The following is a 13,371-nucleotide window of genomic DNA, read 5'->3' on the forward strand; positions in this document are numbered from 1 at the left end:
ATTACCACCTGTCAAAGCAGCATAGCTAATTACGAATTTTATTTTTTATAAATCTTCATTTTATGAAATCAAACTTTGTCTTATTTTTTATTCTTTCTTTCATTGTTTGCAGTTGTGGTAATAAGAAAACCAACGATAAGACAGAAGAAAACAACATTGAGGAAGATAGTATATTTTATATAGAACATCAGCCAAAGAGGATAAAAAGAGATTTTCCTAAAGCAAAAAAAATATCTGAATATCCAAGAACAGAGTTTTTACCTACTTTAGAAAACCAGATTCCAAAAAATAAAAATGCTATTTATTGTGTAACGCTTTTATATGCTTGGGAGGAATTACGAAATACATTGAGTACTACTTTTGAAATTCCTAATGAATTGCAAAACAAGCAAAAAGATTTAGTATTAATCAATAATTCTACTTCTTTTAAAAATGTTTTGGGTAAAAGCGAATATAAAGTAGAGGGAAAAATAGAAGATGGTGTAATAATAAAAGCAGAATTTAATAAATCACTACCTTTTGAATCTAACTTGTATAGTTTTGATAATGAACTCATTTTTCAAAAACAAAAAGTTGCGTCTTTTGGTGTTTTTGGACAAGATGAAGATGCTGAGTATATTATTCATATCCTCTACTATAAAAATGATGATGAGTTTGTTATTAAGTTATTACCAAAAGACCAGTTACATGAAATTCTTTTATTCAAAACACAAGAAAATTTCAAGACACTTGCTCAAATGAATGAAAGGCTTAAAGAAAATATTTTGAAAGGGAAGAAAGAGTTATATAATTCAAAATTGAATTGGAAATTTAGTTTTTTTGAAAAAGATGAAGTTGTAATTCCTAAATTGAACTTCAATATTGAGAATAATTTTGAAGAAATAGAAGGAAATCAAATCAATGCTGTTTCTACAAATAGAAAACACTCTATCTTGAGAGCTTGGCAAAGAACTGCCTTTGTCCTTGATGAAAAAGGAGCAGAAATAGAAAGTGAGTTTGAAATGATGGCAGATTCAGTAGCAATCATAGGAGAGGAAATAGAAGAAGAAAAACCCAAACCAAAAAAAATGCGATTTGATAAACCATTTTTTGTTTTACTCAAAAAAGTAGATGCTACAAATCCTTATTTTGTTCTTTATGCAAATAACACCGAACTTATGCTAAAGGAATAACCTAATAAAATAGTAATCCTAAGGGGCTTCAGCGACTCTTAGGGTTTTAATTAAACATTTAAAACCGAACAAAAACCAATGAAACATATCTATCTATACATTTTAGCCTTTTCAATTCTATCAAATTTCTCATCGTGTTCGCCTGCACAGGAAGCCTCTGCAAGTACAGAAGATAGTGAAAGAATAAAGGATTCATTAAAGGTAATTGCCAACTTTGAGCCTATAAAAGACTTTACAGAAAAGCCAGATACAAATAAAATTACGTTTGCTTTTACTGGAGACTTAATGTGTCATGGCTCACAATACAAGGCTGTTTTTCAAGGAAATGATACGTATGATTTTATTCCTGTTTTTGAAGGTGTAAAACCATTTTTATCGGCTGCTGATGTAATGGTCGGAAATTTAGAAACGGTTTTGGCAGGAGAAGGAAAGAATTATAAATCTTATCCCCAATTCAATACGCCAAACGCCTACGCTGATGCGCTCAAAGATGCAGGTTTTGACATTATCGTAACAGTAAATAACCATACTTACGACCAAGGAAAAGATGGTGTTTTGCGTACTTTAGATGAACTAGACAAACGAAATTTTACAGGAGTTTTGGGTTCGTATCGTACACAGGAAGCACAAGACGAAATAAAAGTATTTGAAAAAAATGATATTAAATATAGTATTTTGGCTTATACACAATTTTCGAATATCACGCTTCGTGAATCTGAAAGCCATCTTTTTCAGCTTATTGATACTGTAAAAGTAGGACAAGATATTCAGAAAGCAAGAAAACAAGGAGCTGAAATTGTTTTGATTCATTACCACTGGGGCGCAGAATATTTACCAGAGCCAAATTCATATCAAAAGATGATTACTGAAAAAACGATTGAACTTGGTGCAGATGTCATCATTGGAGGACATCCACATGTTTTACAGCCGTTGAAAAAATATAAAACTCAAGGCAATGCGACTTTAGATAGTGGAATTGTAGCCTATTCAATGGGAAACTTCTATTCTGGACAAAGAAAGCGTTTTCGTCATAATGGCGCAATTGTTTGGCTAGAAATGGAAAAAGTAACTGAAAAAAATCAAAAGAGAGATCCAAAAAATAATAATCAAAAAACATCAAAAATTATTTTGAAAAACATTGCTCATTTGCCTACTTGGGTCTATTTTGGAAGAGTTCGTGATGCTTCAAAGAATGAATACCGTATTTATCCAGCTCAAAATGATTCTGTTCCTTTTTCGCCTTTTTTATCTTTAGATACTCTTGATTTTATTTCAAAAAGTGGTAGAGCTTATCTCAATCAAAGTAGAAAAGATAGTGATAATGCACTGCGAATGTATAATGTAGATAGTAAGCATTTATTTTTAGATAAAAACGGAAAAGCAATTTTGAAATAGGTGCATCAAATAGCTTTTTATTTTTGTAAATAGTGAAGTTGTTTAAGAATAGATTTTGAGTGTATATTTGTTGGTGTCGCTACGCTAAAACACCAACAAAGGCTATGTTCTTTTTCCTTAGCACTAGGTTTGCAAACCTAGTGCTAAGGAAAAAGAGTATTCTTAAACAACTTTAGTTATAACCTGTAAAAAAATAGGGCAAATCTACTGATATTTGTGTAGAATTGCCCTAGACCTAAAAACTTTTATTTCTATAAAATATAGATTTACTATTAATTTTGCTGCTTTTTAGGATTTAAATAACTTTGAAAATAATAATTATTTATACTGATTATTATAATGTGCACGCTTTTGTTTAGCTGCTTTCGGTTTAACATAACAAGCCGAACGTTGACAAGAAGTACCTAGACCAGCAAAGGCTAAGAAAGTGAAAGCAATAAAAGCACGAAAAAAAATAGAACGCATAAGTAAGATAAGGTTGAATAAAATAAAATAAAAGTGATTCTGAGTATATAAAAAAAGCTCTAACAATGAACAAATGTTTTTTAATATACTCTATTCAGAAGGAAAAGGTTGTGTTAAATCAACAGTAAATGTTGTATTTTATGACAAAACAAAGAAAATCATTTTTATTATACAACTCTTTTATAATCTTTATTATTGTGGATTAAATAAAGTATTGTATTTTTGAAAAAAAAAACATTTTTATTAACTTTTTATTCTATGTCTTTATCCTTTACTATTGCTGCTCCTTCTTTGGGTTTGCGTCCAGAATTACAGCGAAAAATCAATCAAAAAACAAAACCTATTGGCTCTTTAGGAAGATTAGAAGGTATTGCTCTTCAAATAGGACTTATACAACAAACACTTTCCCCTACTCTTCTCAACCCTCACATTGTTGTTTTTGCTGCTGACCATGGAATTGCAGAAAGTGGTGTTAGCCAATATCCACAGGAGGTAACACACCAAATGGTAAAAAACTTTTTACAAGGAGGAGCAGCAATTAATATTTTTTGTAAGCAAAGCAATATTGAACTCATTGTTGTAGATACAGGAGTAAAAAAAGAATTCGATGAGCAACAAGAGAATTTTTTACAACTAAAAATAGCACTTGGTACAAATAATTTTTTAGACAAACCTGCTATGAGTGAAAAAGAATGTTGGAAATGTATAGAACAAGGAAGTAAAATTGTAGAAAATATTTCTAAAAAAGGTACAAATATTATTGGTTTTGGAGAAATGGGAATTGGAAATACCTCTTCTGCATCTCTTATTTTGCATCATCTCACAGGAATAAAACTTGCTGAATGTGTAGGAAGTGGAACAGGATTGAATGAAAGAGGAATAGATAAAAAACTTACTCTTTTGAAACAAGCTGATCGCAAATATCCAAAAAACATGAAACCCTTCGAAGTTTTAGCTACTTTTGGAGGTTTTGAAATTGCTCATATGGTAGGAGCAATGCTAGAAGCAGCACAACAAGGCATGGTTATTTTAGTAGATGGTTTTATTGCAACGGCTGCTGCTATGATGGCACATGCATTTTATCCACAAAGTAAAGAGTATATGATTTTTTCTCATCAATCTGGCGAATATGGACATGCTCACATGTTAGAGCATTTGAGAGTAATGCCACTTCTTTTATTGGGAATGCGTTTGGGAGAGGGGACAGGGTGTGCTATTGCCTATCCTCTTTTGGAATCTGCTATTGCTTTTCTGAATAGTATGGCTTCATTTGAAACAGCTAATGTTTCAGAATCATTAAAATAAGTAAATTTTAGATAGAACTTAAAATGAGTTAATTAATAAAAAATCTATTAAAAACCATATTTTACTTCTAAATATCAAAACATTTGGTATAATAATAGAGTAATCTATGAGTGAATTATTTTTTCAATTTATATCTCATTATTAAATCCAATTATGAAATCTTCTCAATTTTTCAAAACAGCTTTATTTGCTGTTTTATTTATGTCTATTTTTGCCTTTTCTACCACAGCATTTGCTCAACATACACTCACAGTGGAAGTTTCTAATATAAAAAGTGACAAAGGAACAATAATGATAGCTCTTTTTAAGGGAGAAGCTGGTTTTCCAAAAGATGATTCGAAGGCTGTCAAAAAAATGAAAGTAACTATAAAAGACAAAAAAGCAACAATTACTTTTACAGATTTAGAAGCAGGAGATTATGCTTTTGCATTATTTCACGACGAAAATGGAAATAGTGAAATGGATAGTAATATGTTTGGAATTCCAAAAGAAGGCTATGGATTTTCTACTAATTTCAAGCCTAAGGTAAGCGCACCTGACTTTGATGAAGCTGATTTTAAAATAGAAGCAGATACAGTTCAAAAAGTCAAAATTATCAACTAATTTTGTAGCAAAATCATTGATGATGTTTTTCATATTTTATTTTAACGGAGCGAACTAACACTATCGTGATATTTAATTTATCTTTTAATAATAGACTTAGAAATCTATGATACTTTTAATTAACAAATGATTCCTGTTACAATTTCTGATAAAGCATTTTCTCATATTCAAACTATTCTATCAACCAAAAGCATTCCTAAAGAATACGGATTGCGCTTAATTGTACAGGGTGGGAATGGATGTAGTGGAGTCAATTTTCGTCTAGGTTTTGATAAAAAAAAGGAAGAAGATGAATCGTATTTTTTAGAAAATCCTTTGAGTTCTTTAAGTAATGACAAAGAAAGACTAGAAGTTATCTATCAAAAAAAAGATATGTTATTTCTGATAGGTCTAGAAATTGATTTTGAGGAACGAAGCAGCGAACAAGGTTTTGTTTTTCAACCCAAATCTTCAGAATAAAAAAACTTTTGTACTTATTTCAAAAAGCAAAAATGACTGATAAATAGGTTTTTATCAGTCATTTTTTATATGTGAGTAGAGCTAACTAAAGACCTTTAAGCTCCTACACTTTTAAACCATTCTTGAAAATGCTCTCCTATAATTGGAACAGGCTTGCGTTCACCATTTATAGCTCCCATAAGTCCCATTACCCAAAAAATAACTAAAGGTATTATTCCAAGTATAGAAATTAGCCATCCAAGTAATGGAATAATATTTACTACTGATAGAGCAATACCTGCTACTCCTATACCAAGCATTTGGCGAATATGAAAATTAACATATTCAGATTTTTGCTCTTGATTCTGAACAAAAGCTATAACCCACCCTATTATAGTAATGTAGGCTATAATTCCATTTGATTTTTCTTTATCTGAAATAGAAATGCTTCTTTCAGTAGCTGTTTCTATATCTGAAAAGTTTTTTGATTGTCTTGATTCTTGAGATTCCATAATAATTGAGTAGTTTAATTTTTAAATTAGTAAAAATGAAATTTGGTTTTCACTTTAATACACAAAAAAAAACACCCAAACGGCTCATCTATAGAAGGAAAAATCTAACTTTATAGGAAAAATTACAAATTAAAAATTACGAATATAATACACTGAATATCAAAAAAACATTATTTTTAAATGAGTATGTTATTTAATTTCAATTCCTTATTTATAAAAAATACAATTATGAAAAATAATTTTATATCTATTCGGCAGCTTTATCTTCCGAATAAGAAATCAAATCTTGTGGTTTTTGTAGAATATGAACATTTTTAGAAGTCTTATAATCTTGTCCCATTACCTGAAAGCCAGAAACTAAAATATCAGCATCTGGAAAACGCTCACCAATCTCAAATAAATATTCTTCTACTGCATTTGCACTTGGTGAAGACGTAATAATGGTTATTAAGGTAGCAGGTTTGTGAGTTGCATATACTTCTTGTAAGTCTTTCAAAGGAAGATTTTGCCCTAAATAAATGACTTGATTTCCTCTTACTTTCAATAAATAATAAGAAAATAGGAGAGAAATTTCGTGCAATTCTCCACTAGGTAAGAATAAAATATATTTTTTTCCTGTCCCAGATGACTTATCTCTATACTGTCCATCTATTGCAACAATTATTTTCTGACGAATAAGTCCTGTAATAAAATGTTCTTGAGCTGGATTAATTGCATTGGTAGTCCAAAGCATTCCTATTCTGCTCAAAAAAGGATAAATAATATTAAGCATTGTCTTTTCAAAACCAAACTGCAAAATACTCGTCGACATGATTCTCTCAAACTGTTCTTCATTGATATCAATTGTAGCAGCTGTTAGTGCGCTAATCTGAGATTGATAATCCGAAGTTCTTGAAAGAGTTTCCCTTACTTTTACATATACTTCGTTTTGGGACATTTTGGCAATCTTCGAAATACGAACCCCATTATTATTGAGTAATGCTACATTGAGCATATATTTCAAATCTTCTGAGTCATAATAACGAATGTTTGTATCTGTTCGTTTGGGCGTTACGATTTCATAACGCTGTTCCCACATTCGGATAGTATGTGCTCTAATGCCTGTTAGGTTTTCTAAATCTCGTATGGAATAAGTATTGGTATCTCGCACGATAAATAAATTTAAGAGTAAGTAGAGTAGATTATTAATATATTATTAGTATTATATCTTTTCTTTCAAAGTTAATAAAAACTATTTTCGTCTTCCTGAGTAGTAAATAATTTATACAATAACGCAAAAATATAAAATTTGTTTAATATGATTGTGAAAATATTCAACAAAAATTAATCTATGTTTACCTCTCTTAGACAAAAGAACTATTTTAAATCTAAATAAATAATTATAACTTTCTAACTTGTTTTACCCAAATGAAAGATAGCATCTCCTTGATTTACAACAGCTTGATGATTAATTGCTACTACATGACAACGTTGTTTGCAAATAATATCGTGATGAAGTTCGCCAAAAGGATCTGTAAGACTTCCAATAATTTGTCCTTCCTCTATCATCGAACCATTTCTAACAAAAGATCTAAAAAGACCTGAAAATTTAGCTCGCATCCAAGAAGTACGTTCCAAAATAACAGGTTCTGTAACTCGGTCTGCACCACGCATTTTGAGTATATCTTCTCTGTCTATCATGTCTAAATGATGCATTAAACGAACAGCACCACGCATTCCTTCTTTTACAGGTGCACGATTTAGGCGTTGTGACTCTCCTCCTTCATATACCAAAATAGGTTTTCCCATTTGTTGGGCAAGATTACGAAGCGACTTATCTCTTAGTTTGGCATTAATAATAAAATGAGGTGCAAAAGCACGAGCATATTCTTCATTTTTTCCTTCAGCAAGCAAACAACGAAGCTGAGAGAAATTATTTATTCTGCCTCCTCCTGTATGAAAATCTAAGCCTAAATCTATGTGAGGTAAAATTTCGGTAGTAAACGCATTAGCCACACGACTAGCCAGTGAACCTTCTTTGCTCCCAGGGAAACTTCTATTAATATCTTTTCCATCAGGAACTTCTCTAGAAAAATTCAAAAAGCCATAAATGTTTAAAAGAGGAATGGCAATGACAGTTCCACGTTTAGGAATGAGTAATTCTTTAGAAATTAATTGTCTTATTATCTCCACTCCATTTACTTCATCGCCATGCATACCTGCAATTAACAATAATGTTTTACCAGGTTTTTTGGAACGATATACAAAAACAGGTGTATCAATAGAAGTACGTGAAGGAAGTTTTGCAATATTGAGATTGATTTGTTTGTGTTCGCCTACAGCTACTGAAACTCCATCAATGACAATGTCTTTATGATAATTTGGAAATTCGCTTTTCATAGTTTTTGTTTTGAGTGATAAAAAATGTGTTTTAAAATTAGTTTATATAACACATAGTTATTCCAAAATATAATTTCCTTTGTATTTCTCAAATTCTTTTTTCAAAAATTCTTTTACTTCTTCTGGTGATTTTTCTAATAAGTGGTCTATTTCTGAATTGTGTGCAAACTTTATTTTTCGGTCAGTTTGATTCAAATATCCTTTCTTGTACAATTCTTCTATCGAAGCAGGATTTTCGTTTAACTTTACAGCTTGGTTGAGTTCTTTTGGAACTAAAAAAGCATTGTTATAATGGATATTAACGACTTGATAATCATATTTTTCACAAATATCTTCTAACATTGCCACGCTATATCCAAAAAAATTGTCGCCCTTCCAAAATGTATCTGGGTGATAGGTTACTGTAAAACGAGTAGGATAAGGAATACGCTCATTAATTTCAGTACAAATTACTCTAGGACGATATTCTGAAAGAATACTATCTAAAATAAAATAATCATAACTATCAATATCCAAATTTAGGAACAAGAAATCTTTTGGAGCTTCGGCTACTTTCAAAAGTGAAAGAACTGTATCAGGCAACGCTTTGGTGCGTAAAAGCTGAACATTCGGATAAATTTTGTACAAATTAGATAAAAAAGCAAATTTTTCACTATCGTACTCAACAGCTACTCCTTCATATCCATCCCTAAAAAAAACGAAAGTATTAGACATCGTAATTCCGTCGGAAGCTGCAATATCTACTATAAAATTATTATCTGATTCTGTATTTTTACTAATTTTATCAAAGTAAGAAGCCAGTATTTTGTCTTCTCCAAAATTAGCATAACTTTCTGTGCTATGTTGTGTAGGAACATATTTTTTTCGTGCTTCGTAGCCAAAAGTATCTAATACACCACGTAAAATATTTTTTATCATTTTTTTGAGTTAAATGTTATTGGTGAGGACACCAACAACGGCGTAATACCAAAAACAGCGAGAGAAATTTTCTTTGAAAAATAAAAGTCAAAATTTACAAAAAAAAAGGCAATCTATTTTTAAATTGCCTTTTTTGTCTAAATAGAATAACAAATTCTATGCTATATAATTTTAATTTAAACTGAAGCAAATTTTGCTTTACGTTCTAAAACAGCTTTTGCTTTTTTGATAATATCAGTTGAAGTAAGTCCATATTTTATCATCAATTCTTCAGGTGTTCCACTTTCTCCGAAGCTATCATTTACACCTACAAATTCCATAGGAACAGGATTATTCATCACTAAAGTTTGTGCAATACTACTTCCCAAACCACCCATAATTTGATGCTCTTCGGCAGAAACAGCACATTTTGTCTTAGAAACAGACTTCAAAATTGCTTCTCTATCTAATGGTTTAATTGTATGTATATTGATGATTTCGGCAGAAATTCCTTCTTTTAAAAGTTCTTCATGAGCCAAAAGAGCTTCCCAAACCAAGTGTCCAGTTGCAAAAATAGTAACATCTGTTCCTTCTTGTAAAGTGATTGCTTTTCCAATTTCAAACTTTACATCAGTAGGCATAAAAACAGGAACTTTCGGACGACCAAAACGCAAATAAACAGGGTTTTGATAATCTGCAATTGCTAAAGTGGCTGCTTTTGTTTGGTTATAATCACAAGGATTGATAACAGTCATGTGAGGAAGCATTTGCATCATTCCAATATCTTCCAATATTTGGTGTGTTGCACCATCTTCTCCAAGTGTAATACCTGCATGAGAAGCACAAATTTTGACATTTTTACCAGAATAAGCAATCGACTGACGAATTTGGTCATATACTCTACCTGTTGAAAAATTGGCAAAAGTTCCTGTAAAAGGAATCCAGCCACCAATAGTAAGACCTGCTGCAATACCCATCATATTGGCTTCTGCAATACCAACTTGATAGAAACGCTCTGGAAATTGCTTTTGAAAATCGCCCATTTTGAGTGAACCAATAAGGTCAGCACAAAGTGCAACTACTTTAGGGTTTGTTTTACCTAGTTCTGTAAGTCCGTCGCCAAAACCTGAGCGAGTATCGTTTTTTGTGTCGAAAGTATATTTTTTCATGTTCTTAAAACAATGATATAAATGATAGAAATAAGAAGAAGAATCTATTTATAAGACAAAGATAAACGGTTTTGTCGTAAATCCCATTATCAACGTCCAATTACGAACGATTGCTAAGGGAAAAATCTGTTTTTTATTCTAACATCAGCATTTATAATTTACCATTTATCACTTATCATTCATTTTAGCCACCCTTCTACTTGTAGTTGTCCTGCCACTCTGTATTTGGATCTCCTGATTGTATTCGAACTAAAAGCCATTTGATTCCGAACGCCTTTCAGAATTCCGTTTGAAGAATGAATAAAATGAGTAGAACTTCCATCAATAAACAAAAAACCTGTATGAGTATCTAATCCTAAAATATAAATTCCGTCACCCATTTCTTCGACTTCTTCCATAAAATCTCCAAAGCCTGCATTGACTTTCAGTTTTATAAATTTTTTATCTACAGTTTTTCTAATAAGCGTTTCAGAAGCTGCTTGAGCCATTTTTACTCTATCAATTGGATAGCCTAAATCTCTCAAAATAGTTGTTACAAAATATCCACAGGCTATTTTTCCCTTGCCAGGTATTTGTGTTGTTCCCGAATAACTCCACTTTGTTCCGTACCAATACTTGCAGACTTCTTCAAAACTCTTTTCAAATGTTTTTTGTGCTTTTTCTAAAATCTTATCTTTTTCGGAATCTGTTTTGGCTGCTTGATATTCTTTTTTGAGAGAGTCTTGTTTTACTTTTATTTCAGAAAGCAGTATTTTGTAATCCGAATGAGAATAATACCAACGATAAAAAGGAGTTTGATATTTATAAGGAGAAAGATAAAAGCCAATTGCTGCCAAAATAATAACGACAATGGAAAGTTTGAGTAAGAGTCTGAATAAGAAGCGTTTTAGACGTTTTAACATTGAATTTTGAGTTTATTAAACACAGATTTTACAGAGAATAAAAAATATAGTTTTGAATTGCTGCATTATTTGAATTGTCTTTTTAGCTCATTCTCCATATACTTTATAACTTCAATTTCTTCAAAAGCGTACCATTCTTTAGATCTTTCTTGTTTTACAATATGCTTGAAATTGGCAAACGGATTTTTACCGTTTAGAGCTTGTTCTAGTTTTTCCCTTATTCTGTCATCAGAAATTTGTTCTGTGAATTTTTCCATTAATTCATATCCTTCAAAAGAAGACATTTGTTCTATGAGATAATAATTTTGAGGGTTTTTTTCTATGTCCTTGTATATTTCCTTTTCTTCATCTTCAATACCACTCAAAAACTCTTCTCTGTCGTATGCATCTTTTGGAAAAGAAATAATTTCTAAAGTAGCTTTGTTTACATAACAATTTCCAAAAGTATGTATTTCACTGGCTATTTCTTGCATAATTGACTTTGGAATATTCATTTTGATAAATTTTTGTATAAAAAAATAAAAACACAATTTACTAGATTATTCATTCAACGAAATTTTTTGAAATAAGGATTTGCTTTTCTTGTTTTAAAATTAGATATTGCTAATTAAATTAGAATAATCAAATAAAATGGCAAAACCTCATATTCATGCACTTTCTTCTGTTCGTTCTTTTGGAGGTGTAGAAGAAGATTATTTACCTATTCACGAATTTTTGGATAGCAGTAAAGCTATTGTTGCAGATAATCGTCATCGTGCTTTTACGCATAATAGTTGGTTTATAAATACAGTTATTCCTCGTGTTTTTGGAACTACAATTACAAATTCGGATGGAAAAGTTGTTTCTACTTGTTTGATAGCTGAGCAGCATGTTTTGGAAGATTATGGAAAGCGTTTTATTCCTTCTGCTCAAGATTTTTTAGAAGAAATGGGATTACCAAACTGGATTCAAAACGGTTTTGGTTTGCCTCCTTCTGTTCGGGTTTTTAGAGAAAAAAAATCTACAGAAAATAACGAAAAAGAACCTTTACAGATTATTAGACCCAAAATTCAAGACTAATGCCTATTACTCGTTATGCTGTGATAAAAAACATAGAATACTGTGAAGAATTACTTTATCAGACAGTAAAAATTTTTGCTACGAAGTCAGCAGCAGAAAAGTATTCCACTAGTCTTTTGGCTAAATCTATCTACGATAAATTTCAAAATGGAGAAGTAATTACATCTATTTATGATTGGACAGAAAAATCTAAAGAACTATTTTTCCAATATTTAGATAAAAGAAATATTTTTCCCAAAGAAAATTTTAATGAAAATGATGTGATTGAAGTGAATGCTTTAATGATAGATATGATAAAATGGAAGGAATTAGAATCTATTCGTTTTATTTATGACGAAAATGTAGAAGAATGGTTTAGACTAGACGAATATTCTGTAAAGCCTTTAAATCACTTTTAAATTATGAGCCAAGAAAATTATTGTTATATCATTAGTAGTTATAGTTTTGCTTTCAATGATGATTACAACTACATAATTAGTTATGAAGGAGGTTTTCCTCAATCTACTTATGATAAATTAGAAGATGCTCAAAAAGCCTGTAAAAAAGCTAATTACAAACGTTGGAGGGAATTATTGGAAGGAGAATTTGGAGATATGTATAATGATATTCCTTTGAATAATTCCTTTGTTTGGCAAGAAGATATAAAGGGAGTGAAAGCTATCTTTGAAAAAGAAGGAATTGAATTTTCTTCAAAAATGACTGATGAGCAAATAGAAAGAATGATTCAGCTTTTTACTCAAATGGCTAAAAATAGACATGTTGAAAAAACAGAAGTAGCCATAAACGAGACAAAACTAACTAATTATAAAGATTATGTTTGGGAATTAGTACGTAAAATAGGTTTACCATATGAGAAACAAAGAATTTTAGAAAAATTTCTTGAAAAGGAAACTAAATGGAGGAGAATAAATGAATCTGATATTTTACAAGAAAAACTAAAAGCGAAAGTACTAGATTTGGTAGAATTAAATCAATTTTATCACATAGAAAAGGCTGTTTTTGTCGATGAGTAGTAGCTATCGTTTTATTTTTTGACACAAAAAATGAGAAATACAAATTGTCAAAAATAGTGTAT

The 13,371-nt window shown here is 30.7% G+C and carries 16 protein-coding genes; 8 read left to right on the top strand and 8 right to left on the bottom strand.

Annotation, left to right across the window (positions count from 1 at the left end):
• The first annotated feature begins 62 nt into the window (after nucleotides 1-62).
• Nucleotides 63-1,172 carry a hypothetical protein gene (locus tag V9L05_RS12490; RefSeq protein WP_338812217.1) on the top strand — a complete coding sequence of 370 codons (1,110 nt, stop codon included), beginning with the start codon at nucleotides 63-65 and terminating at the stop codon, nucleotides 1,170-1,172.
• Nucleotides 1,173-1,250: 78 nt separating this feature from the next.
• Entirely contained in the window at nucleotides 1,251-2,567 is a 1,317-nt protein-coding gene (locus V9L05_RS12495; protein WP_338812218.1) for a CapA family protein, read from the top strand.
• Between the two features lie 318 nt (nucleotides 2,568-2,885).
• On the opposite strand, the gene V9L05_RS12500 is transcribed toward V9L05_RS12495, so the two are convergent.
• Nucleotides 2,886-3,032 carry a hypothetical protein gene (locus tag V9L05_RS12500; RefSeq protein ID WP_338792916.1) on the bottom strand — a complete coding sequence of 49 codons (147 nt, stop codon included), beginning with the start codon at nucleotides 3,030-3,032 and terminating at the stop codon, nucleotides 2,886-2,888.
• Nucleotides 3,033-3,290: 258 nt separating this feature from the next.
• Between V9L05_RS12500 and cobT the strand changes: the two genes are divergently transcribed.
• The 3 genes from cobT to V9L05_RS12515 all read left to right on the top strand — a co-directional run bounded on the left by cobT (nucleotide 3,291) and on the right by V9L05_RS12515 (nucleotide 5,399).
• Nucleotides 3,291-4,337 carry a nicotinate-nucleotide--dimethylbenzimidazole phosphoribosyltransferase gene (cobT, locus tag V9L05_RS12505; RefSeq protein WP_338812219.1) on the top strand — a complete coding sequence of 349 codons (1,047 nt, stop codon included), beginning with the start codon at nucleotides 3,291-3,293 and terminating at the stop codon, nucleotides 4,335-4,337.
• Nucleotides 4,338-4,490: 153 nt separating this feature from the next.
• Nucleotides 4,491-4,940, top strand: a complete 450-nt coding sequence (locus V9L05_RS12510) for a DUF2141 domain-containing protein (RefSeq protein WP_338812220.1) — start codon at nucleotides 4,491-4,493, stop codon at nucleotides 4,938-4,940.
• Between the two features lie 126 nt (nucleotides 4,941-5,066).
• On the top strand, nucleotides 5,067-5,399 hold the full coding sequence (locus V9L05_RS12515) for an iron-sulfur cluster biosynthesis family protein (RefSeq protein WP_338792913.1): 333 nt from the start codon (nucleotides 5,067-5,069) through the stop codon (nucleotides 5,397-5,399).
• Nucleotides 5,400-5,494: 95 nt separating this feature from the next.
• Here V9L05_RS12515 and V9L05_RS12520 read toward each other — a convergent pair whose 3' ends face one another.
• From V9L05_RS12520 to V9L05_RS12550, 7 genes are all read right to left on the bottom strand, one after another.
• Nucleotides 5,495-5,890, bottom strand: a complete 396-nt coding sequence (locus V9L05_RS12520; RefSeq protein ID WP_338812221.1) for a hypothetical protein — start codon at nucleotides 5,888-5,890, stop codon at nucleotides 5,495-5,497.
• 247 nt (nucleotides 5,891-6,137) lie between these two features.
• Complete coding sequence (locus V9L05_RS12525; protein WP_338792911.1) at nucleotides 6,138-7,040, bottom strand: MerR family transcriptional regulator; 903 nt, start codon at nucleotides 7,038-7,040, stop codon at nucleotides 6,138-6,140.
• Between the two features lie 239 nt (nucleotides 7,041-7,279).
• Nucleotides 7,280-8,269 (bottom strand): succinylglutamate desuccinylase/aspartoacylase family protein, encoded by a 990-nt coding sequence (locus tag V9L05_RS12530; protein ID WP_338792910.1) that lies wholly within the window; start codon nucleotides 8,267-8,269, stop codon nucleotides 7,280-7,282.
• Between the two features lie 57 nt (nucleotides 8,270-8,326).
• Nucleotides 8,327-9,187, bottom strand: a complete 861-nt coding sequence (locus V9L05_RS12535; RefSeq protein WP_338792909.1) for a hypothetical protein — start codon at nucleotides 9,185-9,187, stop codon at nucleotides 8,327-8,329.
• A 176-nt stretch (nucleotides 9,188-9,363) separates the two neighbouring features.
• Nucleotides 9,364-10,335, bottom strand: a complete 972-nt coding sequence (locus V9L05_RS12540) for a transketolase family protein (protein WP_338812222.1) — start codon at nucleotides 10,333-10,335, stop codon at nucleotides 9,364-9,366.
• Nucleotides 10,336-10,514: 179 nt separating this feature from the next.
• Nucleotides 10,515-11,237, bottom strand: a complete 723-nt coding sequence (locus V9L05_RS12545; protein ID WP_338812224.1) for a hypothetical protein — start codon at nucleotides 11,235-11,237, stop codon at nucleotides 10,515-10,517.
• 65 nt (nucleotides 11,238-11,302) lie between these two features.
• Nucleotides 11,303-11,731 (bottom strand): UPF0158 family protein, encoded by a 429-nt coding sequence (locus V9L05_RS12550; protein WP_338812225.1) that lies wholly within the window; start codon nucleotides 11,729-11,731, stop codon nucleotides 11,303-11,305.
• Nucleotides 11,732-11,867: 136 nt separating this feature from the next.
• On the opposite strand from V9L05_RS12550, the gene V9L05_RS12555 reads away from it, so the two are divergent.
• The 3 genes from V9L05_RS12555 to V9L05_RS12565 are packed head-to-tail and all read left to right on the top strand — an operon-like array spanning nucleotide 11,868 to nucleotide 13,309.
• Nucleotides 11,868-12,296 carry a hypothetical protein gene (locus V9L05_RS12555; protein WP_338812226.1) on the top strand — a complete coding sequence of 143 codons (429 nt, stop codon included), beginning with the start codon at nucleotides 11,868-11,870 and terminating at the stop codon, nucleotides 12,294-12,296.
• Nucleotides 12,296-12,694, top strand: coding sequence for a hypothetical protein (locus V9L05_RS12560; RefSeq protein ID WP_338812227.1), 399 nt, complete (start codon nucleotides 12,296-12,298; stop codon nucleotides 12,692-12,694). The genes V9L05_RS12555 and V9L05_RS12560 overlap by 1 nt, the downstream gene beginning before the upstream one ends.
• Nucleotides 12,695-12,697: 3 nt before the next feature.
• Complete coding sequence (locus V9L05_RS12565) at nucleotides 12,698-13,309, top strand: hypothetical protein (protein ID WP_338812229.1); 612 nt, start codon at nucleotides 12,698-12,700, stop codon at nucleotides 13,307-13,309.
• Nucleotides 13,310-13,371 lie beyond the last annotated feature (62 nt).

This window comes from Bernardetia sp. Wsw4-3y2 (assembly GCF_037126295.1).
GTDB lineage: Bacteria > Bacteroidota > Bacteroidia > Cytophagales > Bernardetiaceae > Bernardetia.